Below are 26,005 nucleotides of genomic sequence, written 5' to 3'. Positions count from 1 at the left end.
CGGGCCATTCCGCTACCTCTTTCGTCATTGCAGGAGGTGCCGACAGGGGTGTCGGCGGTGGGGGATGCTTCGCCATTATTCTGTATACAAAACTCAATCGCGTCAAGGCGGACGACATCACGAACGCGCAACGGGCTCGCTGCGAGGCGTTCGCATCCGCCACCGCGCGGACCGCTCGGTCGGCCTCGGGAAACGACGGATGCCCCGTGGCCGACCGGCCACGGGGCATCCGAGTGGTTCGAGGAGGCGCTGCGCGCTAGACGCGCGCGGGCACCTTCGCGGCGACGAGCTCCGCGATCTGCACGGCGTTCAGCGCCGCGCCCTTGCGCAGGTTGTCGTTCGAGACGAAGAGCACGAGGCCCTTGCCCTCGGGGGCCGACTGGTCCTGGCGGATGCGGCCGACGAAGCTCGGGTCGCTGCCCGCCGCCTGCAACGGCGTCGGCACGTCGCTGAGCTCGACGCCCGGGGCCGTCGCGAGCAGCTCGGTGGCGCGCTCGGGCGTGATCGGGTTCGCGAACTCGGCGTGGATCGACAGCGAGTGACCGGTGAACACCGGCACGCGCACGCAGGTGCCCGCGACGAGCAGGCCCGGCAGCTCGAGGATCTTGCGGCTCTCGTTGCGGAGCTTCTTCTCCTCGTCGGTCTCGTTGTCGCCGTCGTCGACGATCGAGCCCGCGAGCGGGATGACGTCGAAGGCGATCGGCCGTGGGAACTTCACGGGCTCGGGGAACTCGACGGCCGAGCCGTCGTGCACGAGGTCGATCGTGTGCTGCTCGACGGCGGCGCGCGCCTGCTCGAGCAGCTCCTCGCCGCCGGCGAGGCCCGCGCCCGACACCGCCTGATACGTCGAGACCATGAGCCGCTCGAGGCCCGCCTCGTCGTGCAGCACCTTCAGCACGGGCATCGCGGCCATGGTCGTGCAGTTCGGGTTCGCGATGATGCCCTTCACGGCCTCGTCGATCGCGTGCGGGTTGACCTCGCTCACGACGAGCGGGACCTCGGGGTCCATGCGCCATCCGCTCGAGTTGTCGATGACGGTCACGCCCGCGGCCGCGAACCGGGGGGCCTGGGCCTTCGAGAGCGTCGCGCCCGCCGAGAAGATCGCGAGGTCGAGGCCGGTGGGGTCGGCCGTCGAGGCGTCCTCCACGACGATGTCCTCGCCCTTGAACGGCAGCGTGGTGCCGGCCGAGCGCGCCGAGGCGAAGAAGCGGATCTGCGCGACCGGGAAGTCGCGCTCCTCGAGGAGCTTCCGCACGACCGCGCCGACCTGACCGGTCGCGCCGACGACGCCGATGTTCACACCATTGCTCATATTCGTGTCTTCCTCACTTACGTCGACATCCAGTCTGCCGGACATTTCTGGGTAGGCCGGACGTGGGAGCGTTCCCACCGTGCGAAACGGCGGGATTCTCCCGGAAACCGGCAGGGAATCGAGGGCTAGCGGCCGGTGCCGGCGTGGACGACCGCGTCCTCGTCGCCGTCGAGCTCGAACGCCGTGTGCACCGCCTGCGCTGCGGCGTGCACGCTGTCGGCGCGCGTGACGACCGAGATCCGGATCTCGCTCGTCGAGATCATCTCGATGTTGATGCCCGCCTCGTACAGCGCCTCGAAGAGGCGTGCCGAGACGCCCGTCGCCGAGCGCATCGCGTTGCCGACGAGCGAGAGCTTGCCGATCTGGTCGTCGTACTGCAGCGACTCGAAGCCGATGGCCTCCTGCGAGCTCGCGAGCGCGGTCAGCGCCCGCTCGCCGTCGGCCTTCGGCAGCGTGAACGAGATGTCGGTGCGGCCGGTCGCCGCTGCCGAGACGTTCTGCACGATGACATCGACGTTCGCGTTCGTTCCGGCGACGATCTTGAAGATCTTCGCGGCGACGCCCGGCTTGTCGGGCACGCCGACGACCGTGATCTTCGCCTCGGACAGGTCGATCGCGACACCGGCGATGACGGACTCTTCCACAGCTGCTCCTTCGGGAAGACGCGAGGGGTCGTAGACGATCGTCCCCTCGCTGTTGTTGAACGACGAACGGACGTGCAGGGTGACGCCGTGCCGGCGCGCGTACTCGACCGCGCGGATATGCAGGACCTTCGCGCCGGAGGCGGCGAGCTCGAGCATCTCCTCGCTCGTCACGCGGTCGAGCTTGCGGGCCTTCTTCACGACGCGGGGGTCGGAGGTGAAGACGCCGTCGACGTCGGTGTAGATCTCGCAGACGTCGGCCTCGAGCGCCGCCGCCAGGGCCACGGCCGTCGTGTCGCTGCCGCCGCGGCCGAGGGTCGTGATGTCGCGGGTGTCGCGGTTGAAGCCCTGGAAGCCCGCGACGATCACGATCGCGCCGTCGTCGAGCGCCTCGCGCAGGCGCACGGGGGTCACGTCGACGATGCGCGCGGCCCCGTGCTGCGCGTCGGTGATCATGCCGGCCTGGCTGCCGGTGAAGCTGCGCGCCTCGTGCCCCATGCTCTTGATCGCCATCGCGAGCAGCGCCATCGAGATGCGCTCGCCCGCCGAGAGCAGCATGTCGAGCTCGCGGGGCGCCGGGATCGGCGACACCTCGTTGGCGAGGTCGAGCAGCTCGTCGGTCGTGTCGCCCATCGCCGAGACGGCGACGACGACGTCGTTGCCCGCCTTGCGGGTCTCGACGATGCGCTTCGCGACCCGTTTGATGCTCTCGGCATCGGCGACGGACGAGCCGCCGAACTTCTGCACGATCAAGCTCACGTGGCCTCCCGGGGGTTCTGGGCGCGCGCGGGCCGACGGGCCCGTCGTCGGAGTCTTCATCATACGGCGGCCCGCATGCGGGCCCCGCCATGTGACGCCGCCGTGACGGAGCGTGCGAGGAGTAGCATGCGGCCATGTCCGAGGCACTGGATGGCTGGTCGGAGTTCAACGTCGCGATGGTGGGCGCGACGGCGGCGCTCGCGGGGCTGCTCATCGTGGCGATGTCGGTCAACATCCGGACGATCCTGCAGTCGCCGACCCTGCCGGCGCGCGCGGCCGCCTCCGTCGCGACCCTCGTGCTCGCGATCGTCGTCACCGGGCTCGCGCTCGCCCCCGAGCAGCCCGCCCGGGCCTACGGCGTCGAAGTGCTCGTCGTCGCGCTCGTCGCCGGCGCGTTCGAGGTGCACGCGATCCGCGTGATCCGCCGCGACGCGACGGAGCATCGCGGCAGTGCCATCGAACAGCTCGCGAAGTCGATCGCCGGGGTGCTGCCGATCCTCGCCTACCTCCTCGGCGCGATCGCACTCGTGGCGGGCGCACCGGCGTTCGGCCTCTGGGCGCTCGGCGTCGCCACGCTCCTCGCGATCGCCACGGCCATCCTCTACTCGTGGGTCGTGCTCGTCGAGGTGCTCAGGTGAGTCGTGAGCGTCACCCCTCGTGCGCCCGCGGCATGTACCACTCGGTGAACTCGCTCGCCCGCCCGTCGGCCGCGAAGCGGATCACCCACAGGTTGAGGTAGTCGCGTTCGGCCGGGTACTCGGTGCGGCCCTGCACGACGGCGATCCCGGATGTCTCGTGCACGACGTGCCAGTCGAAGCTCCACTCGCCCGGGGCGTCGGCATCCTCGATCCAGCCCGACGCGATCTCCGCCCGTCCGCGCCGCGGTTCGGCGTCGGGGGCGGTGAGGTAGACGGCGTCGTCGGTGAAGAGGACGCCGATGTCGTCGGGATCGTTGCTCCGCCAGGCGCGGAGGTAGCCGTCGATCCAGTTCGCGGTGCGGTCGCTCGCGGATTCGCTCATCACCCCGGTCTACGCGTGCGCGTCGCGGGCGTCAACCCGTCGGTTCGCCTCGGGCGGGAAAGCCGTCGGCGGCGGTTTCGGCTCGGTCTCGTCTGTCTCGGGCTCAGCCGTCTCGGTCTCAGCCGACGACGCGGCGCCCCTCGAACGCACGCCCGAGCGTGACCTCGTCGGCGTACTCGAGGTCGCCGCCGACGGGCAGACCGGACGCGAGGCGGGTGACCTTGATCTCGAGGGTCGTGAGGAGGCGACTGAGGTAGGTCGCCGTCGCCTCGCCCTCGAGGTTGGGGTCGGTCGCGATGATGACCTCGACGACGGTGCCGTCGGCGAGCCGCTGCATGAGCTGGCGGATGCGCAGCTCATCGGGGCCGATGCCGTCGATCGGGCTGATCGCCCCGCCGAGCACGTGGTACAGCCCGCGGAACTCGCGGGTGCGCTCGATCGCGACGACGTCCTTCGCCTCTTCGACGACGCAGATGAGCGAGGGGTCGCGGCGCGGGTCACGGCAGATCGAGCAGGTCGACTGCTCGGAGACGTTGCCGCAGATCTCGCAGAATCGAACCTTGTCGCGCACGGTGGTCAGGATCTCGGCGAGCCGCGACACGTCGAAGTGCTCGGTCTGCACGATGTGGAACGCGATGCGCTGCGCCGACTTCGGCCCGATGCCGGGCAGCCGGCCGAGCTCGTCGATCAGTTCTTGGACGATGCCTTCGTACACGGGCTACCCACGCTCCCCGAAGCCGCGCGCCGGCGCCTCGACCTCTTCGAGGAAGGTCGCGCCGAGCACCTCGCGGACGACGGCCTCGCCGTACCGCTGGATGCCGCCGTCGGTCGTCGAGGCGACCGGGCGGGCGGGGGCGCGCCGGGCACCTGACGATGTCGGACGGGAGCCCTGCGCCGGGCGGCCCTGCGCGCCGCGGCCGGGATCGGCCGGCGGCGGGGGCGCGTCGAACGGCTCGGGTTCGGGGCCCGGGTCGAACGGCGGCTCGGCGTCGACCGGCGGCGCATCGGCGTCGTCGGGCACGAAATCGGAGGGCTCGGATGCGGGTGCACCGACCGCGCTCGGCGCGGCCCCGGGAACCGGACGCTCGGCGACGGCCGTCGCGGTACGCGGCGCCTCGACCCGTGCGGCCTCGGCCGGAGCGGACTCGGGCTCGGGGTCGCGCGGGATCGCGACCGTCGCCCACGAGTCGACCGGGCCGGTCGGCGGCTCGGTCACCCGCGCGGGCGCGGCGGGCGCGGCGGGCGCGGGCGTCGACGCGCTCGGCCCTGTGGTCGCCGCGCCGCTCGCCGCGGCGCCGCCGGTGCGTGCGGGTGCCGCCGCACCGTCACCCGGACGAGCCGCATCGGGCTCGGACGCGTTCGGTGCGGGTGCCGCCGCGCCGCCGCCCGGTCCGGTCACCGGCGCAGGGGCGGGGGCGGGGGCGGGGGCGGGGGCGTTCTGACCGCCACCGCCACCGCCGATCACGCGCGGCACGAACTTGACGGTCACGCCGAGCACCTCGGCGATCGCCGTGCGCAGCAGCTCGGCGGCGTTCTGCGAGCCGTTGCCCGCGCGCAGGCCGTCGAGGTCGCCGGGGCTCGCGAAGCCGAGCACGAGCACGGCCTCGTCGGTGCGGTACTCGAGCACCTGCGCGGCGAGCGCCGCCATCCAGGCGGTGCGCTTCGTGCGCTGGAGCACGTTGAGGACCTCGGGCCACGCGTCGCGCACCTGCTGCACCGTGACGGGGCCGCTCGGGCGAGGGCGGGCCGCGGGTGCCTCGGCGGGCGCCGCCGTCGCGGGTGCCGCCGTCGCGGGTGCCGCCGTCGCGGGTGCCGCCGTCGCGGGTGCCGCCGTCGCGGCTGGCGCGGACTCCGCGGCCGGGTCGGTCGATCTCGGTGAGCGCTGGGGCTCGGCGACGGGCGGCTTCGGAGCATTCGGGGCGGACGCCGGAGCCGCTGCCGCCGCGCGCGGCGCCGGCTCGGCCGCACGAGCGGCGGGCGCAGTGCCGCCCGACGGGGCCCCGCCCGACGCGGCCGCGACGGCCCCGCCTTCGACGGCCCGTTCGAGCCGCTCGACGCGCGCGAGCGCGCCGCGCTCGGAGTCGTCGCTCGCCGGCACGAGCACGCGCGCGAGCATCAGCTCGAGGTGCAGGCGGGGCGAGGTCGCACCGGTCATCTCGGTGAGGGTCTGGCTGACGAGGTCGGCCACGCGCGACAGCTCGGCCGAGCCGAACGCCCGCGCCTGGGTCGCCATGCGCGCGAGCTCGTCTTCGGGCACGCCCCGCAGCACGGCCGCGGCGGCCTCGGGCGTCGAGGCGGCGACGACGATGAGGTCGCGCAGGCGCTCGAGCAGGTCTTCGACGAAGCGACGCGGGTCTTGACCGGTCTGCACGACGCGGTCGGCGGCGGCGAACGCGCCGGCGGCGTCGTGGGTGCCGATCGCGTCGATGACCTCGTCGAGCAGGGCCCCGTGCGTGTAGCCGAGCAGCGCCACCGCCCGCTCGTAGTCGATCGTCGACCCCTCGGAGCCGGCGATCAGCTGGTCGAGGAGCGAGAGCGTGTCTCGCGGAGAGCCGCCGCCGGCCCGCACCACGAGCGCGAGCACGCCCGGCTCGACCGAGATGCCCTCTTCGGTGCAGAGCTGCTGCACGTACTCGAGCATCGGGGCGGGCGGCACCAGCCGGAACGGATAGTGGTGCGTGCGCGAGCGGATCGTGCCGAGCACCTTGTCGGGCTCGGTCGTCGCGAAGATGAACTTGATGTGCTCTGGCGGCTCTTCGACGATCTTCAGCAGCGCGTTGAAGCCGCCCGAGGTCACCATGTGCGCCTCGTCGATGATGAAGATCTTGTAGCGATCGCGCGCGGGGGCGAAGATCGCCCGCTCGCGCAGGTCGCGCGCGTCGTCGACGCCGCCGTGGCTCGCGGCGTCGATCTCGACGACGTCGAGCGAACCGCCGCCGCCCCGCGACAGCTCGACGCAGCTGGGGCACACCCCGCACGGCTTGTCGGTCGGGCCCTCTGCGCAGTTCAGGCAGCGCGCGAGGATGCGGGCCGACGTCGTCTTGCCGCAGCCGCGCGGGCCGCTGAACAGGTAGGCGTGATTGACCCGATCGGTGCGGAGCGCCGTCATCAGCGGCTCCGTCACCTGGGACTGGCCGATCATCTCGGCGAACGTCTCTGGCCGGTAGCGGCGATATAGGGCGGTGACCACGATTCAATCGTAGTTGCCGCGTCCGACACCCCATCCGGATGACTCGGGCGTACGATGCACGGACGGAAGGAGCGTGATGACGGTGACGACGATGACTCCGGCTCAGCTCGAGCGGTTCGAGGCCCGGCTGCTCGCCGAACGCGCGGAGGCCGCCGAGCGCGCCGCCGAGTTCGACGACGTGATGGGCGAGGTCCGAGCCGCCAGGGCCGGCGCCAGCGCCGACGACGAGCACGACCCCGAGGGCCCGACGATGACGCAGGAGTGGTCGCAGCGCACCGCCGTGCTCGCCGACGTGCAGCACGAGCTCGCCGAGATCGATCGCGCGCTCGCCCGCATCGCCGACGGAAGCTACGGCTTCTGCGCGCGCTGCGGCAAGCGCATCACGGTCGCCCGGCTCGACGCGCGCCCGACCGCGACGCTCTGCATCGACTGCGCACGCCTCGAACGCTGACGACGGGGTGCCCGACGCCGCGCGTCGGGCACCCCCGTCACCGGCCTCAGGCCCCGTGCGTGCGGCGCCGCGCGAGCAGCACCGCGCCGAGCCCGAGGATCAGCGCCCCGCCGCCGAGCGCCAGGGGCGCGAGCAGCTCGACGCCAGTGGAGGCGATTCCGCCCGCGGGCGGCGCCGCCGGCTTCGGCTCGTAGGCGAACCCGTCGGGCAGCGTCGCGTCGCCGCAGCTCTCGCTGCCGACGACGGTGAGGTCGACCACGCCCGTGCCCGCCGGTGACACGGCGACGATGGTGCCGTCGTCGATCACCTCGAAGGAGGTGGCGGGCGTGTCGCCGAAGCGCACCTCGGTGGCCCCGGTGAAGCACTGGCCCGTGATCGTGACCTCGGTGCCGCCGGCCTCGGGGCCGGTCGGCGGGTCGACGTCGTCGATCTCGCCGACGGGCGTGTAGGTGAACGGCAGCGCGTTGCTCTCACCGCCGGGCGTCGTCACGACGACCTCGACCTCGCCCGCCGCGTGCGGGGGCGTCACGAAGGTGATCTCGGTGTCGCTCACCTGCGTGAAGGGCACCGGTACCCCGTCGACGGTGACCTCGGTCGCCCCGCCGAGATCGGCACCCGAGATCGTCACGGTCGTGCCGCCCGTCGCCGGGCCCGAGCCCGGGGCGAGCGCCTCGAGCACGGGCGCGGCCACGTAGGTGTACTCGAGCGGGTCGCTCTCGCCGCCCGCCGTCGTGACCGTCACGTCGACCGGCCCGGCGACGTGCGCGGGCGTCGTGAAGGTGATCTCGGTGTCGCTCACCTGCGTGAACGGCACGGATGCCCCGTCGACCGTCAGCTCCGTGGCCCCGGACAGGTCCGTGCCGGTCACCGTCACGAGCGTGCCGCCGGCCGTCGGCCCCTCGTCGGGGTCGAGGGCCGTGAGCACCGGCTGCGCGACGTAGGTGAACGGCATCGGAGCGCTGTCGCCGCCCGGCGTCGTCACGACCACGTCGACCTCCCCCGCCGCGTGCGGCGCGGTCGTGAAGGTGATCTCGGTGTCGCTCACCTGCGTGAACGGCACGGATGCCCCGTCGACCGTGACGTCGGTCGCGCCCCCGAGGTCCGTCCCCGTGATCGTCACCGGCGTCCCGCCCGCGACCGGGCCCTCATCCGGGTCGAGCGCCGTGAGCACCGGCGCCGGCACGTACGTGAAGGGCAGTGCATCGCTCGGCCCGCCGGGTGTGACCACCACGACGTCCACCTCGCCGGCGGCGTGGGCGGGCGTCGTGAACGCGATCTCGGTGTCGCTCACCTGCGTGAACGGCACCGACACCCCGTCGATCGTCACCTCGGTCGCACCGGCCAGGGCCGTCCCCGTGATGGTGACGATCGTGCCGCCCGCGGTCGGCCCTTCGTCGGGATCGAGCAGCGTCAGCGCGGGAACGTCGAAGTACGTGAACGGCAGCGCGTTGCTCTCTCCACCACCGGTGGTGACGACCACATCGACCTCGCCGGCCGCATGAGCGGGCGACGTGAACTCGATCTCCGTGTCGCTCACCTGCGTGAACGGCACCGACACCCCGTCGACGGTCACATCAGTGGCGCCGCCGAGATCGGTGCCGGTGATCGTCACCGGCGTCCCACCCGCGATCGGGCCCGCGTCGGGGTCGAGCCCGGTCAGCAGCGGCCCTGGCAGGTAGGTGTACGTCAACGGCTCACTCGCACCGCCCGGCGTGGTCACCACGACGTCCACCGGACCGGCGTCGTGCGGCTCCGTCGTGAACGTGATCTGCGTCTCGCTCACCTGCGTGAACGGCACCGACGCGCCATCGACCGTCACCTGCGTCGCGCCGCCGAGCGCCGTACCGTCGATCGTCACCAGCGTGCCGCCCGCCGCCGGGCCCTCCTCGGGCGTCAGCGTCGTGAGCACCGGCACATCGAAGTAGGTGAACGGCAACGCGTTGCTCTCACCGCCCGGCGTCGTGACGACCACGTCGACCGCGCCCGCGAGGTGCGGCGGCGTCACGAAGGTGATCTCCGTGTCGCTCAGCTGGGTGAAGGGCACCGACGCCCCGTCGACCGTCACGAGGGTCGCCCCCGCAAGGTCGGCACCCAGGATGGTCACAAGGCTCCCGCCGGCGACCGGGCCCTCATCGGGTGCGAGCGTCGTGAGCACCGGCGCCGGCACGTACGTGAACGCCAGGGCATCGCTCTCACCGCCCGGCGTCGTGACCACCACGTCGACCGCACCGGCCGCATGCGGCGCGGTGGTGAAGGCGATCTCCGTGTCGCTCACCTGCGTGAACGGCACGGACACGCCGTCGACCGTGACCTCCGTCGCCCCGGCCAGGGCGGTCCCGGTGATCGTCACGGGTGTGCCACCGGCCGTCGGCCCCTCATCGGGGTCGAGGCCCGTCAGTGCGGGAACGTCGAAGTAGGTGAACGGCAACGCGTTGCTCTCACCGCCCGGCGTCGTGACGACCACGTCGACCGCGCCCGCGAGGTGTTGCGGCGTCGTGAAGGTGATCTCCGTGTCGCTCACCTGGGTGAACGGCACCGACGCCCCGTCGACCGTGACCGCCGTGGCATCCGCCAGATCGGTGCCCGTGATCGTCACCGGCGTGCCGCCTGCGGCCGGGCCCTCATCGGGGGCGAGCGCGGCCAGCACCGGCGCCGGCACGTAGGTGAACGGCAACGCGTCGCTGTCACCGCCCGGCGTCGACACGACGACGTCGACCGGGCCGGCCGCATGCGCCGGGGTCACGAAGGTGATCTCGGTGTCGCCCACCTGCGTGAACGGCACCGACACGCCGTCGACGGTGACCTCCGTCGCGCCACCGAGCGCGGTGCCCGTGATCGTCACGTCCGTGCCGCCCGTGACCGGCCCCTCGTCCGGGTCGAGGCTCGTCAGCACGGGCACGTCGAAGTAGGTGAACGGCAGCGCATTGCTCGGCCCGCCGGCCGTGACCACCACGACGTTCACGGGGCCGGCAGCATGCGCCGGGGTCACGAACGTGATCTCCGTGTCGCTCACCTGCGTGAACGTCACCGAGGCCCCGTCGACGGTCACCGACGTCGCGCCGGAGAGATCCGTGCCCGTGATCGTCACCGGCGTGCCGCCCGCGACCGGTCCCTCGTCGGGATCCAGGCTCGTGAGCGCCGGCGCGGGCACGTACGTGAAGGGCAGGGCGTCGCTGCTCCCACCCGGCGTCGTCACGACCACGTCGACCGTTCCCGCCGTGTGCGAGGGCGTCGTGAGCGCGATCTCCGTGTCGCTCACCTGCGTGAACGGCACCGACACCCCGTCGACCGTCACCGTGGTCGCTCCCCCGAGCGCCGTGCCGGTGATCGACACGATCGTGCCGCCCGCGGTCGGTCCTTCATCAGGCGTGAGCGCCGTCAGCGCCGGAACGTCGTAGTAGGTGAACGGCAGCGGGTTGCTCTCGCCGTTCGGCGTGGTCACGATCACCTCGACCGCGCCCGCAGCGTGAGCGGAGGTGATGAAGCTGATCTCGGTGTCGCTCACCTGCGTGAACGTCACCGGGACGCCGTCGACCGTCACCTCGGTGGTCCCGCCGAGATCCGTGCCGCTGATCGTCACCGGCGTGCCGCCCGCGACCGGGCCGGCATCGGGGTCGAGCCCGGTGAGCAGCGGACCGGGCAGGTAGGTGAAGGTCAGGGGGTCGCTCTCACCGCCGGGCGTCGTCACGACCACGTCGACCGGTTCGGCGTCGTGCGGCGGGGTCGTGAAGGAGATCTCGGTGTCGCTGACCTGCGTGAACGGGACGGATGCCCCGTCCACCGTCACCTCGGTGGCGCCGCCGAGCGCGGTACCCGTGATCGACACGATCGTGCCACCGGCTGCCGGCCCCTCATCGGGAGTCAGCGCCGTCAGGACGGGAACGTCGAAGTAGGTGAACGGCAACGCGTTGCTCTCACCGCCCGGCGTCGTCACCACCACGTCGACCGCTCCGGCCGCGTGCGGCGGGCTCAGGAACGTGATCTCAGTCGGGCTCACCTGCGTGAACGGCGTCGTCGCCCCGTCGACGGTCAGCTCCGAGGCATCCGCGAGATCGGTGCCGAGGATCGTCACGAGCGTGCCGCCCGCGACCGGTCCATCGTCGGGGGTCAGCGTCGTGAGCACCGGCGCCGGCAGGTAGGTGAAGGTGAGCGGCTCGCTCTCACCGCCGGCCGTCGTGACGGTGACGTCGACGGGGCCCGCCGTGTGCGGCGGTGTGGTGAACTCGATCTCGGTGTCGCTCACCTGCGTGAACGGCACCGACGCCCCGTCGACCGAGACAGCGGTCGCCCCGGCGAGCTCGGTGCCCGTGATCGTCACCGGCGTGCCGCCCGCCGCGGGGCCCTCGTCGGGGTCCAGGGAGGTCAGCGCGGGCGCGGGAACGTAGGTGAACGGGAGAGGGCCCGAGGGACCGGCAGCGGTCGTCACGACCACGTCGACCGTTCCGGCCGCGTGCGGCGGAGTCGAGAACGTGATCTGCGCGTCGCTCACCTGGGTGAAGGCCACCGGCGCCCCGTCGATCGTGACCGAGGTCGCACCGGCGAGCGCCGTGCCGTCGACCGTCACGATCGTGCCGCCCGCGGTCGGTCCCGCATCGGGCGTCAGGGTCGTGAGCACCGGGGCCACCAGGTTCGGACCGACGAGCGCACGCGCGAGATTCAGCTCGAGGAGCTCGGGAACGATCGTCGTGGGCAGCAGGCTCAGCCGGAGGGCCGTCTCCTCGAACACCGCTCCCTGCACCGGCGGCGACGGCTCCTGCACGTTCGCGAGCAGCGACACGATCGTGTCGATCAGCAGGAGCGCGGGGTTCAGCGAGTCGATGACCGGGTTCAGGACGTCGGTCGTCAGCGTGGTGAGCAGGGTGCCGAGCGCACCGGTGTCGGGGTCGATCACGGCGTCGACGATCGGGGCGAGGGCGTCGAGGACGATCTCATCGGTGAGCCCGCCGATCGGCAGGCCGCCGAGGGCGGTGATGTCGACGGCCGCGCTGCCGTTCGAGATCTCGAGCAGGGTGCCGGTGACGGTCACGTTCACGAGCGGCAGGCTGAGCGGGGCCGGCCCGTTGACGTCGACGTCGATCACGACCGCCGCGTTGTTCAGCGCGTTCGTGATCGCGGTGCCGAGGTCGTCGACCAGTCCGTCGATCAGCTCCGCCACCTGGGTCGTCACCTCGGTCAGCACCGCGGCCGAGAGCAGTTCGGTGCTCGGGTCGAGCGAGTTGAGCCCGCCCACGAGCTGGTCGAGATCGAGGGTGATCGTGCCGTCCTCGAGGTCGATCACCACGCCGCCGCCCGAGTCGAGCGGCAGGGCGAGCACGCCGTCGACCGCCGCCTGCAGGTCGACCGTGACGGACGCGGAGGCTTCCCCGAGCCCGCCGACGGCGAGCACGCTGTCGACCGCGCCCAGCACGCCGTCGACGAGCGAGCCGTCGGGGCCCGCGAGCCCGTCGACCGCGGTGTCGAGCTCGGTGACCGCGCCGTCGATCGTTCCGGTGATTCCCTCGACGACCGGGCTGTCGACCACGACGGTCGCGCTCGCGATCTCGTAGTCGCCGACCGGCACGCCGCCCTGGGTCACGGCGGCGTTCGCGCTGATCGCCCCGAGCGTCACGTCGAGGTCGGAGATCGTCGTCGCGAACTCGTCGCCGAGGAGGTTCGCGAGATCGAGACTCATCGGTCCGGGCGCGACGCCGGGCGCCGGCGTGACGCCCGTGCCGATCGCGCCCGAGTCCGAGATGAGCCCCGACGCCCCGATCGACGACCCGTCGATCGCGGCGCTCGCAAACTGGCCGACGACACCGGCGTCGGTGAAGCTCAGCGGGATCTGCACGCCGCCGCCGATGTCGATGTTGAGCACCGACAGTGCCGAGAGGTCGAGGTTCGTCGAGTTCGTCTCGGGCGTGACGCCGTCGCTCTCGGCGGTCTCGCCGTCGATCCCGATCACGGTGCTGAGGTCGACGAGGTCGATGAGCGATCCCGAGAGGAACTGCCCCTCGGCATACGACTGGTCGCCCGGCGCGGCCTGCGCCGAGATCGCGCCGCCGCCCGCGGTGAGGGCGATCACCCCCGCCGCGGCGAGCCAGCGCAGGGCGAGCGGGCCACGTGGATCGGCTGCCCGATGCGCCCCCCGGCGCTTCCGATTCCTGGCCGAGCGCGCGCGTTCGTGCACCATGTGACGTCCCCCCAGAGTCAACACCGCGACGCCCCCGCATCGCATGCGCTCAACGTAGGGCGATTGCGTGTACCCAGAACAGGGGTACAGCCGAAATCACCCCCAAAAGGGGGGTACGGCGAGTGATGCCCTCAGTCGCGCCGGCGGTACTCCTGGATCATCGGGCAGTCGAACGGGTCGCGCGCGGCGAGGCCGACCCGGTTGAGGTACGCGATGACGATGCCGTACGACTCGATGAGCCCCGTCTCGGTGTAGCGGAGGTCGTTCTCCCGGCAGTATTCGCGCACGATCTCCTGCGTGCGCTTGAGCGCCGGCCGCGCCATGCTCGGGAAGAGGTGGTGCTCGATCTGGTAGTTGAGTCCGCCCATGAGCGAGTCCATGAGCCGCCCGCCGCGGATGTTGCGGCTCGTGAGCACCTGGCGCTCGAGGAAGTCGACGCGGACCCCGCGCGGGATGAGCGGCATGCCCTTGTGGTTCGGCGCGAACGAGGCCCCCATGTAGACGCCGAAGACGCCGAGCTGCACGAGGAGGAACGCGGCCGCGAGCAGGGGCGGGAACGCCCAGAACACGAGCGCGGTCACGCCGACGAGCCGCACGGCGACGAAGGCGAGTTCGAGCCCGCGGCGCTCGACCCGGTTGCGGCGATCGAGCAGGTGACGGATGCCGTGCACGTGCAGGTTGAGGCCCTCGAGCAGCAGCAGGGGGAAGAACAGGTACCCCTGCTTGCGCGTGATCAGCCTGACGAGTCCGCGGCTCTGCGCCGCGTCCTCCTCCAGGAACGAGATCGTGTCCTTCGCGATGTCGGGGTCGCGGCCGATCACGTTCGGGTTGCCGTGGTGGCGGGTGTGCTTGTTCATCCACCAGCTGTAGCTGATGCCGACCACGAGGTCGGCGAGCACGAGCCCGGCCCAGTCGTTCACCGGACCCGAGCGGAAGATCTGCCGGTGCGACGCCTCGTGCGCCATGAACGCGAACTGGGTGAAGACGACGCCGAGCACGGCGGCGATGACGAGCTGCCACCACGAGTCGCCGAGCATGACCGACGCCGCGACGGCGGCACCGAGCACGACGGCCCAGAACACGACCTTGCGCACGTAGAAGCCGACGAAGCGGTCGAGCAGCCCCTCGGCCTTGATCTGGCGCGACAACCGGGCGAAGCCGCTCTGCGCCGGATCGACGGCGTCGCCGCGGCGCCGGCCGGCGGTCAGGATGACGGGCGACATGGTGCCCAACGCTCCGTCGGGGCGTTCAACGACCTGCAGGCTCACGTGCGCTCTTCTCGTCGTCCGAAAGTGCGAATGAGACTCAGACGAACGATTCGGGTGCGGGTGCGCGGCCGGGTTCGACCACGCTGCGAGCGTAGGCAGGCGGTTCAGCCCGGGGCATCACACGGCTGAGCCATTCGCACCCCCTACCGCGGTAGGGGTTCGGATGACTCGGCCGCCGCCGAGGCGCTGCGCAGGCCCGAGAACGAGCGCAGGTAGAGCGGGCTCGACGCGAGCACGAGGTAGAGCGCGGCGCAGCCCACGAGCGTCGGCACGAGACCGGCCTGCTCGGCCGCGAGGCCGCCGAGGAGGGCGCCGAGCGGCATGGTCGCGGCGACGCCCGCCGTCGTGACGCCGAAGACGCGGGCGCGCATGCCGTCGGGGATGAGGCCGTACATCGCCGTCGCGATCATCGGGTTGATGGCGCCCGCCGCGAGCCCCGACAGGGCCAGCACGGGCAGCAGCACGGGCACCGGCGCACCGAGCGCCATCGTCAGGTACGGCACGGTGCCCGCGATGAGGAAGCACAGGGCGAACATGAGCCGCCCCGAGAAGCGGTGGCCGATCGCGCCGAACAGCACCGAGCCGGTCAGCGCGCCGGCCGCGAAGCATCCGACCATGAAGCCCAGCTGCGCGGGATCGCCGAGCACCTCGGTCGCGTAGAGCGGCTTCAGCACGGTCATGCCCGCCGCGTCGATCGCGTTCGTGAGCGTCACGAGCAGCACGATCGCGCGAAGCAACGGCGAGGATGCCACGAAGCGGAGCCCCTCCATGAAGCCGCCGCGCGGGGCGGGCGCATCGTCGCCGTCGGGCTCGGGGGCGTCGTCGGCGCCGAGCCGTCGCGGCACGAAGCAGAGCACGAGCAGCGCCGACACGACGAACCCGCCCGCGTCGACGATGAGCGCCGGCATCGGCCCGAGGAAGGCGACGAGCGCGCCCGCCGTGCCGGCACCGAGCATCATCGCGGTGCGCTGCACCGCCGACTGGGCCCCGGCGGCCCGCTCGATGGGCCAGTTCGCGAGCTTCGCGAGGTCGGGCGTCATCGAGGTCTTCGCGGTGTCGCCGGGCGGGTCGAGGAGCCCGCCGAGGAAGACGAGGGCGAGCATCGCCCCGAAGGGCAGCCCGACGGTGGCGTGCAGGAGCGGGATGGCGAGCACGGTGACCGCGCTCGCGAGGTCGGCGACGATCGACGAGAGCCGGTAGCCGAAGCGGTCGACGAGCACGCCGCCGAGCGCGCCGCCGATGACGAGCGGCACGGTCGCGAAAACGCCGACGACGCCCGCCGCGAGCGGCGACCCCGTCTGGGTGAGCGCGATGATCGGCAGCGCGACGAGCGCGATCGCGTTGCCGCCGAGCGAGAACAGGGCGGCGGCGAGGTTCGCGAGGATCGGGAGCCGGCGGCGGGCAGGCGCCTCGGTCGATCGAGCAGGCGCCCGGGTGTCGGCGCGAGCCCCCTCGGTCTCGGTCAGCTCGCTCATTGCTCGCTCCTCGGGAAGGTGTGCGTGATCCAGCGGACGGCGCGGGTGCCCTCGCGGGGCTCGCGCCCGACGGCCCACCACTTGTCGCGCACGGCGGCCAGGTCGGCGGTGAGCTCGCGGAACTCGTCGAGGGTGAGTTGCGCGCCGCCGTCGCTCGAGTCGGAGGCGGCGATCCACTCGGGCTCGAGACCCAGCTCGGCGTCGAGCGCCTCGAGCAGCTCTCGGTGGTACGCGTCGATGACCGTGCGGCGCATCGCCTCGGCGGCCTCGCGCCGCTCGGGGTCGTCGAGGTAGCTCTCGGCGCTCAGGCTCGTCACCTCGTGCGCCGAGCGCCACCACCGCTCACGGCCGTCGCGCTCGAGCTCGGGCGCGGGCTCGACGAAGCCGTGCTTGGCGAGCGTCGACAGGTGATAGCTGATCGACCCCGAGGCGGCGCCCGTCGCCTCGGCGAGCATGCCCACGGAGTGCGGGCCGTGCATGCGCAGCAGCCCGAGGATGCGCAGCCGAAGCGGGTGCGCCATGGCGCGCATGGCGCCGGCGTCGCGCAGGTCGATGGAGTTCTGGTTCTCGCTCACGGCCCCATGCTAACTCTGCAAGAAATATTGCGCAACAGTTCTTGCATATTACGCGGGCGTAGCGCGAGCACCGCTCCCCGCGAGGGGAACGTCGGCCCGGGGCGATCATCCCGAGACGGCCTCGAGGGTCTGGCGGGCGATCTCGAGCTCCTCGTCAGTCGGCACGACGAGCACCGTGACCGCCGAGGCATCGGTCGAGATCACGCGCGTCTCACCCGAGCGGACGGCGTTGCGCTCGGCGTCGAGCTCGATGCCGAGCCGTTCGAGCCCGGCGAGCGCGGCGGCGCGCACCGGGGCCGAGTTCTCGCCGACGCCGGCCGTGAACGAGATCACGTCGACGCCGCCGAGCTGGGCGAGGTAGGCCCCGATGTACGCCTTCAGCCGGTGCGCGTACACCTCGAGGGCGAGCGCCGCGCGCTCCTCCCCCGCCTCGGCCGCGTCGACGAGGTCGCGCATGTCGGCGTGCCCGCCGAGGCCGAGGATGCCGCTGCGCCGGTTGAGGAGCTCGTCGACGCCGTCGACGTCGAGGCTCGCGCGACGCTGGAGGTGCAGCACGATCGCCGGGTCGAGGTCGCCCGAGCGGGTGCCCATGACGAGCCCCTCGAGCGGCGTCATGCCCATGCTCGTGTCGACCGAGCGGCCGCCGGAGACCGCGCACGCCGAGGCGCCGTTGCCGAGGTGCAGCACGATCTGGTCGAGCTCCTCGACGGGACGCCCGAGGAACTCGGCCGCGGCCCGCGACACGTAGCGGTGCGACGTGCCGTGGAACCCGTAGCGCCGGATGCGGTGCTTCGCCGCGACGTCGCGGTCGATCGCGTAGGTGTAGGCCGCCGGCGGCATGGTCTGGTGGAACGCGGTGTCGAACACGGCGACGTGGGGCACGTCGGGGAACGCGCGCTGCGCCGCCTCGATGCCCTCGAGGTTCGCGGGGTTGTGCAGGGGCGCGAGGCTCGACAGCTCGTCGATGTTGATCTTCACGAGCGGCGTGATCAGCGTCGGCTCGAAGAAGCGGGCGCCGCCCTGCACGACCCGGTGCCCGACCGCGACCGGCGGGTGCTGCTCGAGCGAGGGCCCGTGCGCGGCGAACCCCTCGAGCATCACGTCGAACGCCGCGAAGTGATCCGGCACGTCGACGTTCGCATCCCAGGTGGAGCCGAGGCGGTCGTTCTCGGGTCCCTCGTGGCGGTGCCTGGCGTGTCCGCCCTCACGGCCGATGCGTTCGACGAGACCGCTCGCGAGCGCCTCGCCGCTGACCGCGTCGACGAGCTGGTACTTCAGCGACGACGAACCCGAGTTGACGACGAGGACGAGGCTCACGAGGCATCCGCCGCCTGGATCGCCGTGATCGCCACGGTGTTCACGATGTCCTGCACGAGCGCCCCCCGCGAGAGGTCGTTGACGGGCTTGCGCATGCCCTGCAGCACCGGGCCGATCGCGACGGCGCCCGCCGAGCGCTGCACCGCCTTGTAGGTGTTGTTGCCGGTGTTGAGATCGGGGAAGACGAACACCGTCGCCCGCCCCGCGACATCCGAGTCGGGGAGCTTCGTGCGCGCGACCGCCGCATCGGCGGCCGCGTCGTACTGGATCGGCCCCTCGACCGCGAGCTCGGGCGCCCGCTCGCGCACGAGCTCGGTCGCCCGCCTGACCTTGTCGACGTCGGCGCCCTGGCCCGACTCGCCGGTCGAGTACGAGAGCATCGCGATGCGCGGCTCGATGCCGAACTGCGCGGCCGTCTGCGCCGAGGAGATCGCGATGTCGGCGAGCTGCTCGGCCGTCGGGTCGGGCACGATCGCGCAGTCGCCGTAGACGAGCACCCGGTCGGCGAGCGCCATCAGGAACACGCTCGAGACGACCTCGACCCCGGGCCGCGTCTTGATGATCTCGAACGACGGGCGGATCGTGTGCGCCGTCGTGTGCGCCGCCCCCGAGACCATGCCGTCGGCGAGGCCCAGTTCGACCATCATGGTGCCGAAGTACGAGACGTCCTGCACGCGCTCGCGCGCCTGCTCGAGCGTGACGCCCTTGTGCGCCCGGCGCTTCTGGTACTCCTCGGCGAAGCGCGTGACGTAGACGAAGTCGTGGTTGGAGAGCACCGTGGCGCGCGAGATGTCGAGGCCGAGGCCGATCGCGCGCGAGCGCACCTCGATCTCCTCGCCGAGGATGGTGAGCTCGGCGACGTCGCGCGCCAGGAGCGTCGCGGCGGCGCGGAGGATGCGGTCGTCGTAGCCCTCGGGCAGCACGATGTGCTTGCGCTCGCGGCGCGCGCGCTCGAGCAGCCCGTACTCGAACATCAGCGGGGTGACGACCTCGGGCCGCGCGATCTCGAGCCGGTCGAGCAGGGCTGGCCCGTCGACGTGCTGCTCGAAGAGCGACAGCGCGGTGTCGCGCTTGCGCTGCGACTCCGCGGCGAGGCGGCCGCGCGTGTGCGTGATGGCGAGCGCGGTCTCGTAGCTCGTCAGCTGGGTGCGGATGATCGGCAGCCCGGCCTTCAGGCCCTCGACGAGTCGCTCGATGTGGTCGGAGAGCGGGAACCCGCCGTTCAGCACGATGCCCGAGATCGACGGGAACGTCGCCGAGGAGTGCGCGGTGAGCACCCCGAGCAGCACCTCGCTGCGATCGCCGGGCACGATGACGACGGAGCCCTCGATGAGGTGCGAGAGCACGTTCTCCATCGACATCGCCGCGATGACGACGCCGAGCGCCTCGCGGTCGAGCAGGTCGGCGTCGCCCGCGTAGAGCTCGCCGTCGACGGCGTGCATGATCGAGCGCATCGAGGGCGCGACGAGGAACTGGTCTTCGGGGATCGCCCAGACGGCCGCGGATGCCTCGCCCGACGTCGCGGCCGCCGTCCGGCCGTGCTCGGACACCGACGCCCGCCGCACGGCGTCGACGATCTCGAGCAGCCCCTCGGGGTCGGCCCGGTTGACGACGATGCCGAGGAGCGAGGCGTGCTCGCGCTCGAGCTCCTCGACGGCGAGCTCGGTGAGCTGGGCGAGCTCGTCGGCCGTGCGGGCCTCGGTGTCGCCGAGGTGCTCGCTGCGTCCGCGACCCTGACCCTCGCCGACGCGGCCGCCGAGCACGAGCAGCACGGGCGCGCCGAGGTTCGCCGCGATGCGGGCGTTGTAGGCGAGCTCGGTCGGGCTGCCGACGTCGGTGTAGTCGGAGCCGATGATCACGACGGCGTCGCAGCGGCCCTCGATCGCCTTGAACCGGCGCACGATGGTCGCGAGCGCGGCGTCGGGGTTCGCGTGCACCTCCTCGTAGGAGACGCCGATCGCCTCCTCGTACTCGATCGGCACGACCCCGTCGTGCGCGAGCAGGAGCTCGAGCACGTAGTCGCGCTCGGCGGTCGAGCGTGCGATCGGCCGGAAGACGCCGACCCGGGTCGCCCGGTGGGTGAGGGTGTCGAGGGTGCCGAGCGCCACCGTGGACTTGCCGGTGTTGCCCTCGGCCGAGCAGATGTAGATGCTGTGCGCCACGTCTCCCAGCCTATTCGGCGGGCTGGGCGGGCTGTCTGGCAATCGGCTGCGTTCGATCGCCGGCAGCACGGAGCTGCCGATCGAAGCCGACGGTCTCCCACCGAACCGGCGCGAGCGGAATCCGAGCGCCGTTCGCCTATGCTGATCGGGCACATCGACGTGCCGTGCCGTCCCCCTGCGGTGCGTACCCGAACCCGAATCGACCACCTGTGAACCCCATCGCCCTCATCGGAGCGGGCCCCTCGGGCCTGGCCGGCGCGCGCGCCCTCAGCCGCGCCGGACTCCCCTTCCACGGTTTCGAGGCCGGCGCCGACGTCGGCGGCCTCTGGAACATCGACAACCCGCGCTCGACGATGTACGAGTCGGCGCACCTCATTTCGAGTCGCACGACGACCGAGTTCGCCGAGTTCCCGATGCGCTCGAGCGCCGACTACCCGGGTCACCGCGAGCTCCTCGGCTACTTCCGCGACTACGCCGACGAGTTCGGCCTCCGCGAGCACTTCCGCTTCGGGACCCGGGTCACCGCGGTCGAGCCGCTACCCACGGCCGACGGCGAGACCCCCGGCGCGAACGGCTGGCGCCTCACCGCGGTGACCGACGACGGCGAGACGGTCACGGGCGACTACTCGAGCGTGATCCTCGCGAACGGCACCCTCGCCGAGCCGAACGTGCCCGCGTTCCGCGGCGAGTTCACCGGCGAGCTCATGCACACGAGCGGGTACAAGTCGGCGAAAGTGTTCGACGGCGAGCGCGTGCTCATCATCGGCGCGGGCAACTCGGGCTGCGACATCGCCGTCGACGCGGTGCACCACGCGGCATCCGTCGACCTGTCGGTGCGTCGCGGCTACTACTTCGTGCCCCGGTACCTGTTCGGCAAGCCGTCCGACACGCTCAACCAGGGTCGCCCGCTGCCGGCGCCGATCAAGCAGTTCATCGACGCCAGGGTGCTGAAGGCGTTCACGGGCGACCCGGTGCGCTTCGGGTTCCCGAAGCCCGACTACAAGATCTACGAGTCGCACCCGATCGTGAACACCCTGATCCTGAACCACCTCGGCCAGGGCGACCTGCGCATCGTGCCCGACATCGACCGTTTCGACGGCCGCACCGTGCACTTCGCCGACGGCAGTTCGTCCGAGTACGACCGCGTCGTGCTCGCGACCGGCTACACGCTCGACTACCCGTTCGTCGCCCGCGAGCACCTCGACTGGACGGGGGCCTCGCCCTCGCTCTTCCTCAACATCTTCCCGCCGAGCTTCAACGGCCTCTTCGTGCTCGGCATGATCGAGGCCTCGGGCATCGGCTGGCAGGGCCGCGCCGAGCAGGCAGAGCTCATCGCCGCCTACCTGGCCGCCGCCTCGAGCGCGCCCGAACAGGCGGCGCGGTTCAGGGCGCGGGCGGATGCCCCGTGGCCCGACCTCACCGGCGGGTACGACTACCTCGGGCTCGACCGCATGTCGTACTACGTCAACAAGGACGCCTACCGGCGCACGGTGAAGCGACTGCGCAAGACCCTGCCCGAGGCATCCGGCTCGACGACCCGAACCGCCGCCGCGAGCCGTTCGACCGACCACGACGGAGTCCGCGCATGAACATCGACGACGTCGTCCTGAACTTCACGCCGGGTTCGATGCTCGCGCTCAACGTCGTGCTCGGGTTCATCATGTTCGGCATCGCGCTCGACACCGCGCCGAGCGACTTCAAGGCCGTGCTCACCGCGCCGAAGGCCATGATCGTCGCGATGCTCGCGCAGGTCATCCTGCTGCCGGCGGTGACCTTCGGGCTCACCCTGCTGCTGAACGTGCAGGCGTCGATCGCACTCGGCATGATCCTCGTGGCGTGCTGCCCGCCGGGCAACATCTCGCAGGTGCTGACCTACCGCGCCCGGGGCAACGTGGCGCTCTCGGTCTCGATGACGGCCGTCGCGAACGCGCTCTACATCTTCGTGCTGCCGATCAGCATCGTCTTCTGGGGCAGCCTGCACCCCACGGCGTCGGAGCTCGTGCGCGAGGTCAGCCTGAACGGCTGGCAGATGCTGCTCGAGATCTTCCTCATCATCGGCCTGCCGTTCTTCGCGGGCCTCCTGATCCGTGCGAGGTGGCCGCGCTTCGCGGCGCGCGTGCAGCCCTACGCCCGCTGGATCAGCCTCGCCGCCCTCGTCGGCTTCATCGTCATCGCCCTCGTCGGCAACTGGGCGATCTTCATGGCGTACATCGGCGTCGTGCTCGTCGCGGTGTTCCTGCACGACGCCGTCACGCTCGGACTCGGCTACGCCAGCGCGCGCATCGGCGGGCTCGGCGTGCGCGACCGCAAGGCGATCACCTTCGAGGTCGGCATCCGCAACGCGGGCCTCGGCCTCGGCCTCGTGTTCGCCTTCTTCGACGGCCTCGGCGGCATGGCGATCGTCGCCGGCTGGTGGGGCATCTGGGACATCATCGCGGGCCTCGCGGTCGCGACCCTGTGGGCGCGGCACTCGGCGAAGCGGTCGGATGCCACGGCGCCGGAGCCTGCGGTCGCGGCGGGAGCCGGCGCATCCGATGGCGGCGATCCCCTCGGCGCCGCCGACGCCGCCGGCTCGTCCGGAAGCGAGCCGGTCGCATGAGGCGCGTGCTCGTCACGGGCGGATCGGGCTTCCTCGGCTCCTCGGCGGTGCGCGCCCTCGCCGGCGACCCGCGCGTCGAGCTCGTCGTCTCGGGCGACGTGCGCGACCCCCTGTCGACGCCCGACGGGGTGATCGTCGAGGCGTGCGACGTGACCGATGCCCAGGCCGTCGCCGCCGTCGTCGGGAAGCACCGGATCGACACCGTCGTGCACCTCGCCGCGATCGTGAACCCCGGCGCCCTCGACGAGGAGATCGAGTACCTGGTCGACGTCGAGGGCACCCGCAACGTGCTCGACGCGGCCGTCGCGTACGGCGTCTCCCGCATCGTCGTGTCGTCGTCGGGCGCCGCGTACGGGTACCACGCCGACAACCCCGAGTGGCTGCGCGAGGACGACGCCATTCGCGGCAACGAGGAGTTCAGCTACTCGCGGCACAAGCGCCTCGTCGAGGAGATGCTCGCCGACTACCGCGAGGCGCACCCCGCGCTCGAACAGGTCGTGCTGCGCATCGGCACCATCCTCGGGCCGACCGTCGCGAACCAGATCACCGCCCTCTGGGACGGCCCGCGGATCCTCGCCATCCGCGGCTCCGACAGCCCGTTCGTGTTCGTCTGGGTCGACGACGTCGTCGGCGCGATCGCGACGGCCGTGACGGGCGAGGCCACCGGGGCGTTCAACGTCGCCGGCGACGGCCGGGTGACCGTGCACGAGATCGCCGCCGCGCTCGACAAGCGCACGCTGACGCTGTCGCCGGGCCTGCTCGCCTTCGCGCTGCGCGCCGGACGCGCGCTGCGGCTCACCGTGCACGGCCCCGAGCGCGTCGGCTTCCTGCGGAACCGGCCGGTGCTCGCGAACGACCGGCTCAAGTCGGAGCTGGGCTACGTCCCCGCGAAGACGAGCCGCGAGGCGTTCGACGCGTACCTCGCGGCGCGGGCGGCGCGAGGGTAGGGGCGCGCTCGTCTGCTGCAGGCGCGCACATTTCAGGACGAGACGGTCGCTGCACCCCCAGGGTGCGGTATCGAGGCTCTCGTCCTGAGAAGTGCGCAGCACGACGTGCACGAGCGGCACGGAGAGCACCACCTCGGCGTAGGTTCTCGGAGGGTGCGTGCGTAGTTCAGGATGCTTCGTGCGACACGCCGGACCCGGCATCCCGAACTCGTGCATGGCGCTCCGCGCATCCTGAACGCGGCACACCCGACCACGCGGCTCAACGCGTGTCGACGATGAGGTGCGCCACGTCGCGCGGGCGGAACCGCTCGGCGAAGTCGCGCTCGTTCGGCACCCAGATCTCGTCCCACAGGCGGTCATGACGCCGCCCCAGCGCCTCGTCGCGCGCCTTGCCCCGCCGGGCGGCGGCCTCGAGCTCGAGGTCGACCCAGACGCGGAGGTCGAGCAACTCGACCGTCTCGGGGTGGAAGAGGCCGATGAGGTCGACCACGAGCACCTCGGCGTCCGGCAGCGGACGCGGCTCGCCGAGCCGGCGCGCGCCCCAGTCGTAGGGCCGATAGTCACCCGGCCGCCCCTCGCGGAACGGGCGCAGCACCTCCTCGGCGAGACGCCCCCGCTCGACCCCGCTCCAGTCGGTCGAGCGGAGGTGCGAGCGCACCGGATCGAGGAAGTCGTCGCCGCGGATGCGCTCGATCCCGCCGCCGCGCTCGACAAGGGCCCGCGCGAGGCTCGACTTGCCCGCGCCGCAGTAGCCCGAGACGCCGACGACGATCGGCCGCCCCGACGCTGCCCGCACCGACATCACCCGAGCGTGGACGGCGTCGACATCGGTCGGAGGCATCCCCCAACCGTACTGCTCGGGCAGCCGAGCGACGCTGGTTCTTCGAGGCCCCTCCGCTCGGGTAGACTGTCGGAGGCTCCCCACGTGGCGCCATCCAGGCCAACTCCCCCAGGGCGGAAACGCAGCAAGGGTAACCGGGCTCTGGCGGGTGCGTGGGGGGTCTCTGGAGGATTCGCCTAGTGGCCTATGGCGCACGCTTGGAAAGCGTGTTGGGTGAAAGCCCTCAGGGGTTCGAATCCCCTATCCTCCGCCAAGATGTCCCAGCCGGGTGCGCGCACAGCACCCGCACACGGGGTTCGAATCCCCACTCCTCCGCCAAGAAGTCCCAGCCGGGTGCGCGCACAGCACCCGCACCTCTCCTCCGCCGAGAATGACCCAGCGCCGTTCGAGGCAATCACACCTCGATCGCGGCCTCCTCACGCTCAGCGCGGCGAGGTGCTGACGTGCGCCGACGTCGGCGTGCAGGTGTAGACCGCGTCGCCGACCTCGTGCACTCCGGTCCCGAGTCGACCGCACGTCTCGAACAGGTCGGCGAACGACCCGGCCGCGAGTGCGAGCACGATGACGGCGAACAGCACGCCCGCTCCGCCGATGAGCAGCCCCGCGAGCGCGAGGGGGTTCTTCGCCCCCGCCTTCTTCGACTGCGCGAGTGCGACCCAGCTGAGGATGAACCCGACGAGGTTGAGCCCCCCGACGAGCGCGAGCACGAACCCGACGATGCCGAGCGTCTTTCCCGGCACCTCTCTGCGCGGATCCGCCTCCCAGGCGCGCTGCGCCTGCGCGTCGTCGAGCAACGCGTGCAGCCGCATCACCTTCGACTCGAACCCTCGCTGCACCACGGCGTCGTCGATCTGCACCGAGAGCAATCGCGGCTCCTCGGTGAAGTACCGGCGGAGCGCACCGATCGCCTCGTCGCTCCGGTCGTCTCGGATCCGCCCTGCCTCGAACCGGAGATTCCGCGCCCAGGCGGCGCGATCGGCCCCCTCGAGGATGATCGCGAGGTCGTCGAGGGTACGGAGGATGCCGGTCTCGGGCTGCGCGACGACGGCGGGGTCCTGACGAGGCGGCACGTGCGATCCGTTCGGGTGGAAGTGCGTCGGGAACCGCGTGCCGCGGCCCTGCGCCACACGGTGAGTCAGGAGCATCCTATTGCCCACCCGGCCCCGTTGGCATCGGCGCCCGAGCGACGATCCGAAGCGGCATCCGCGTCTCATTCCCAGGGCGTATTGCACCGTCGCCGGAAGCGCCTATGCTGTCCTGAGCCGGGTCGTGAGGGCCC

The 26,005-nt window shown here is 71.9% G+C and carries 18 protein-coding genes, 1 tRNA gene and 1 other RNA gene; 7 read left to right on the top strand and 13 right to left on the bottom strand.

Features of this window, described 5'->3' with window-relative positions; translation table 11 throughout:
* Nucleotides 1-256: 256 nt before the first annotated feature.
* Both ACFVTH_RS12815 and ACFVTH_RS12810 read right to left on the bottom strand, forming a co-directional pair.
* On the bottom strand, nucleotides 257-1,312 hold the full coding sequence (locus ACFVTH_RS12815; protein ID WP_387091358.1) for an aspartate-semialdehyde dehydrogenase: 1,056 nt from the start codon (nucleotides 1,310-1,312) through the stop codon (nucleotides 257-259).
* A 125-nt stretch (nucleotides 1,313-1,437) separates the two neighbouring features.
* Nucleotides 1,438-2,712 carry an aspartate kinase gene (locus ACFVTH_RS12810; protein WP_386937865.1) on the bottom strand — a complete coding sequence of 425 codons (1,275 nt, stop codon included), beginning with the start codon at nucleotides 2,710-2,712 and terminating at the stop codon, nucleotides 1,438-1,440.
* A gap of 134 nt (nucleotides 2,713-2,846) precedes the next feature.
* Here ACFVTH_RS12810 and ACFVTH_RS12805 point away from each other — a divergent pair, with 134 nt between their 5' ends.
* Nucleotides 2,847-3,350 carry a hypothetical protein gene (locus ACFVTH_RS12805; RefSeq protein WP_387091355.1) on the top strand — a complete coding sequence of 168 codons (504 nt, stop codon included), beginning with the start codon at nucleotides 2,847-2,849 and terminating at the stop codon, nucleotides 3,348-3,350.
* A gap of 10 nt (nucleotides 3,351-3,360) precedes the next feature.
* On the opposite strand, the gene ACFVTH_RS12800 is transcribed toward ACFVTH_RS12805, so the two are convergent.
* From ACFVTH_RS12800 to ACFVTH_RS12790, 3 genes are all read right to left on the bottom strand, one after another.
* On the bottom strand, nucleotides 3,361-3,732 hold the full coding sequence (locus ACFVTH_RS12800) for a YybH family protein (protein ID WP_387091352.1): 372 nt from the start codon (nucleotides 3,730-3,732) through the stop codon (nucleotides 3,361-3,363).
* Nucleotides 3,733-3,850: 118 nt separating this feature from the next.
* Nucleotides 3,851-4,447, bottom strand: coding sequence for a recombination mediator RecR (gene recR, locus ACFVTH_RS12795; RefSeq protein WP_022890710.1), 597 nt, complete (start codon nucleotides 4,445-4,447; stop codon nucleotides 3,851-3,853).
* Nucleotides 4,448-4,450: 3 nt separating this feature from the next.
* Nucleotides 4,451-6,922 carry a DNA polymerase III subunit gamma and tau gene (locus ACFVTH_RS12790; protein ID WP_387091349.1) on the bottom strand — a complete coding sequence of 824 codons (2,472 nt, stop codon included), beginning with the start codon at nucleotides 6,920-6,922 and terminating at the stop codon, nucleotides 4,451-4,453.
* Between the two features lie 76 nt (nucleotides 6,923-6,998).
* Here ACFVTH_RS12790 and ACFVTH_RS12785 point away from each other — a divergent pair, with 76 nt between their 5' ends.
* Nucleotides 6,999-7,373 carry a TraR/DksA family transcriptional regulator gene (locus ACFVTH_RS12785; protein ID WP_386937877.1) on the top strand — a complete coding sequence of 125 codons (375 nt, stop codon included), beginning with the start codon at nucleotides 6,999-7,001 and terminating at the stop codon, nucleotides 7,371-7,373.
* A 46-nt stretch (nucleotides 7,374-7,419) separates the two neighbouring features.
* Here ACFVTH_RS12785 and ACFVTH_RS12780 read toward each other — a convergent pair whose 3' ends face one another.
* From ACFVTH_RS12780 to pta, 6 genes are all read right to left on the bottom strand, one after another.
* Nucleotides 7,420-13,542 carry an IPT/TIG domain-containing protein gene (locus ACFVTH_RS12780; RefSeq protein ID WP_387091346.1) on the bottom strand — a complete coding sequence of 2,041 codons (6,123 nt, stop codon included), beginning with the start codon at nucleotides 13,540-13,542 and terminating at the stop codon, nucleotides 7,420-7,422.
* Between the two features lie 131 nt (nucleotides 13,543-13,673).
* Nucleotides 13,674-14,765: a fatty acid desaturase family protein gene (locus ACFVTH_RS12775; RefSeq protein ID WP_387091870.1), complete on the bottom strand. Its 1,092-nt coding sequence runs from the start codon at nucleotides 14,763-14,765 to the stop codon at nucleotides 13,674-13,676.
* A gap of 188 nt (nucleotides 14,766-14,953) precedes the next feature.
* Nucleotides 14,954-16,285 carry an MFS transporter gene (locus ACFVTH_RS12770; protein ID WP_387091343.1) on the bottom strand — a complete coding sequence of 444 codons (1,332 nt, stop codon included), beginning with the start codon at nucleotides 16,283-16,285 and terminating at the stop codon, nucleotides 14,954-14,956.
* Nucleotides 16,282-16,860 (bottom strand): ArsR/SmtB family transcription factor, encoded by a 579-nt coding sequence (locus ACFVTH_RS12765; RefSeq protein ID WP_387091340.1) that lies wholly within the window; start codon nucleotides 16,858-16,860, stop codon nucleotides 16,282-16,284. Before ACFVTH_RS12765 ends, ACFVTH_RS12770 begins: the two co-directional genes overlap by 4 nt.
* A 105-nt stretch (nucleotides 16,861-16,965) precedes the next feature.
* Nucleotides 16,966-18,177 carry an acetate/propionate family kinase gene (locus ACFVTH_RS12760; RefSeq protein ID WP_387091337.1) on the bottom strand — a complete coding sequence of 404 codons (1,212 nt, stop codon included), beginning with the start codon at nucleotides 18,175-18,177 and terminating at the stop codon, nucleotides 16,966-16,968.
* Nucleotides 18,174-20,339, bottom strand: a complete 2,166-nt coding sequence (pta, locus tag ACFVTH_RS12755) for a phosphate acetyltransferase (RefSeq protein ID WP_387091334.1) — start codon at nucleotides 20,337-20,339, stop codon at nucleotides 18,174-18,176. Before pta ends, ACFVTH_RS12760 begins: the two co-directional genes overlap by 4 nt.
* Before the next feature lie 209 nt (nucleotides 20,340-20,548).
* On the opposite strand from pta, the gene ACFVTH_RS12750 reads away from it, so the two are divergent.
* Genes ACFVTH_RS12750 through ACFVTH_RS12740 form a run of 3 tightly spaced genes read left to right on the top strand, consistent with a single transcriptional unit; the run spans nucleotide 20,549 to nucleotide 23,885 of the window.
* Nucleotides 20,549-21,928 (top strand): flavin-containing monooxygenase, encoded by a 1,380-nt coding sequence (locus ACFVTH_RS12750; RefSeq protein ID WP_387091331.1) that lies wholly within the window; start codon nucleotides 20,549-20,551, stop codon nucleotides 21,926-21,928.
* A complete protein-coding gene (locus ACFVTH_RS12745) occupies nucleotides 21,925-22,938 on the top strand; it encodes a bile acid:sodium symporter family protein (RefSeq protein ID WP_387091328.1) in 1,014 nt (337 codons plus the stop codon). Before ACFVTH_RS12750 ends, ACFVTH_RS12745 begins: the two co-directional genes overlap by 4 nt.
* Nucleotides 22,935-23,885 (top strand): NAD-dependent epimerase/dehydratase family protein, encoded by a 951-nt coding sequence (locus tag ACFVTH_RS12740; protein WP_387091325.1) that lies wholly within the window; start codon nucleotides 22,935-22,937, stop codon nucleotides 23,883-23,885. The genes ACFVTH_RS12745 and ACFVTH_RS12740 overlap by 4 nt, the downstream gene beginning before the upstream one ends.
* 259 nt (nucleotides 23,886-24,144) lie before the next feature.
* On the opposite strand, the gene ACFVTH_RS12735 is transcribed toward ACFVTH_RS12740, so the two are convergent.
* Nucleotides 24,145-24,726 (bottom strand): uridine kinase, encoded by a 582-nt coding sequence (locus tag ACFVTH_RS12735; protein ID WP_387091322.1) that lies wholly within the window; start codon nucleotides 24,724-24,726, stop codon nucleotides 24,145-24,147.
* 71 nt (nucleotides 24,727-24,797) lie between these two features.
* Here ACFVTH_RS12735 and ffs point away from each other — a divergent pair.
* An RNA gene (ffs, locus tag ACFVTH_RS12730) (signal recognition particle sRNA small type) lies at nucleotides 24,798-24,894 on the top strand.
* A tRNA-Ser gene (locus ACFVTH_RS12725) sits at nucleotides 24,892-24,979 on the top strand. Before ffs ends, ACFVTH_RS12725 begins: the two co-directional genes overlap by 3 nt.
* A 169-nt stretch (nucleotides 24,980-25,148) precedes the next feature.
* Here the strand turns inward: ACFVTH_RS12725 and ACFVTH_RS12720 are convergent.
* Nucleotides 25,149-25,853: a DUF4190 domain-containing protein gene (locus tag ACFVTH_RS12720; protein ID WP_387091319.1), complete on the bottom strand. Its 705-nt coding sequence runs from the start codon at nucleotides 25,851-25,853 to the stop codon at nucleotides 25,149-25,151.
* Nucleotides 25,854-26,005 lie beyond the last annotated feature (152 nt).

The organism is Agromyces sp. NPDC058104 (assembly GCF_042884835.1).
Lineage (GTDB): Bacteria > Actinomycetota > Actinomycetes > Actinomycetales > Microbacteriaceae > Agromyces.
The sequence above is the reverse complement of the archived record's forward strand: the minus strand, read 5'-3'. Positions and strand labels throughout refer to the sequence as shown.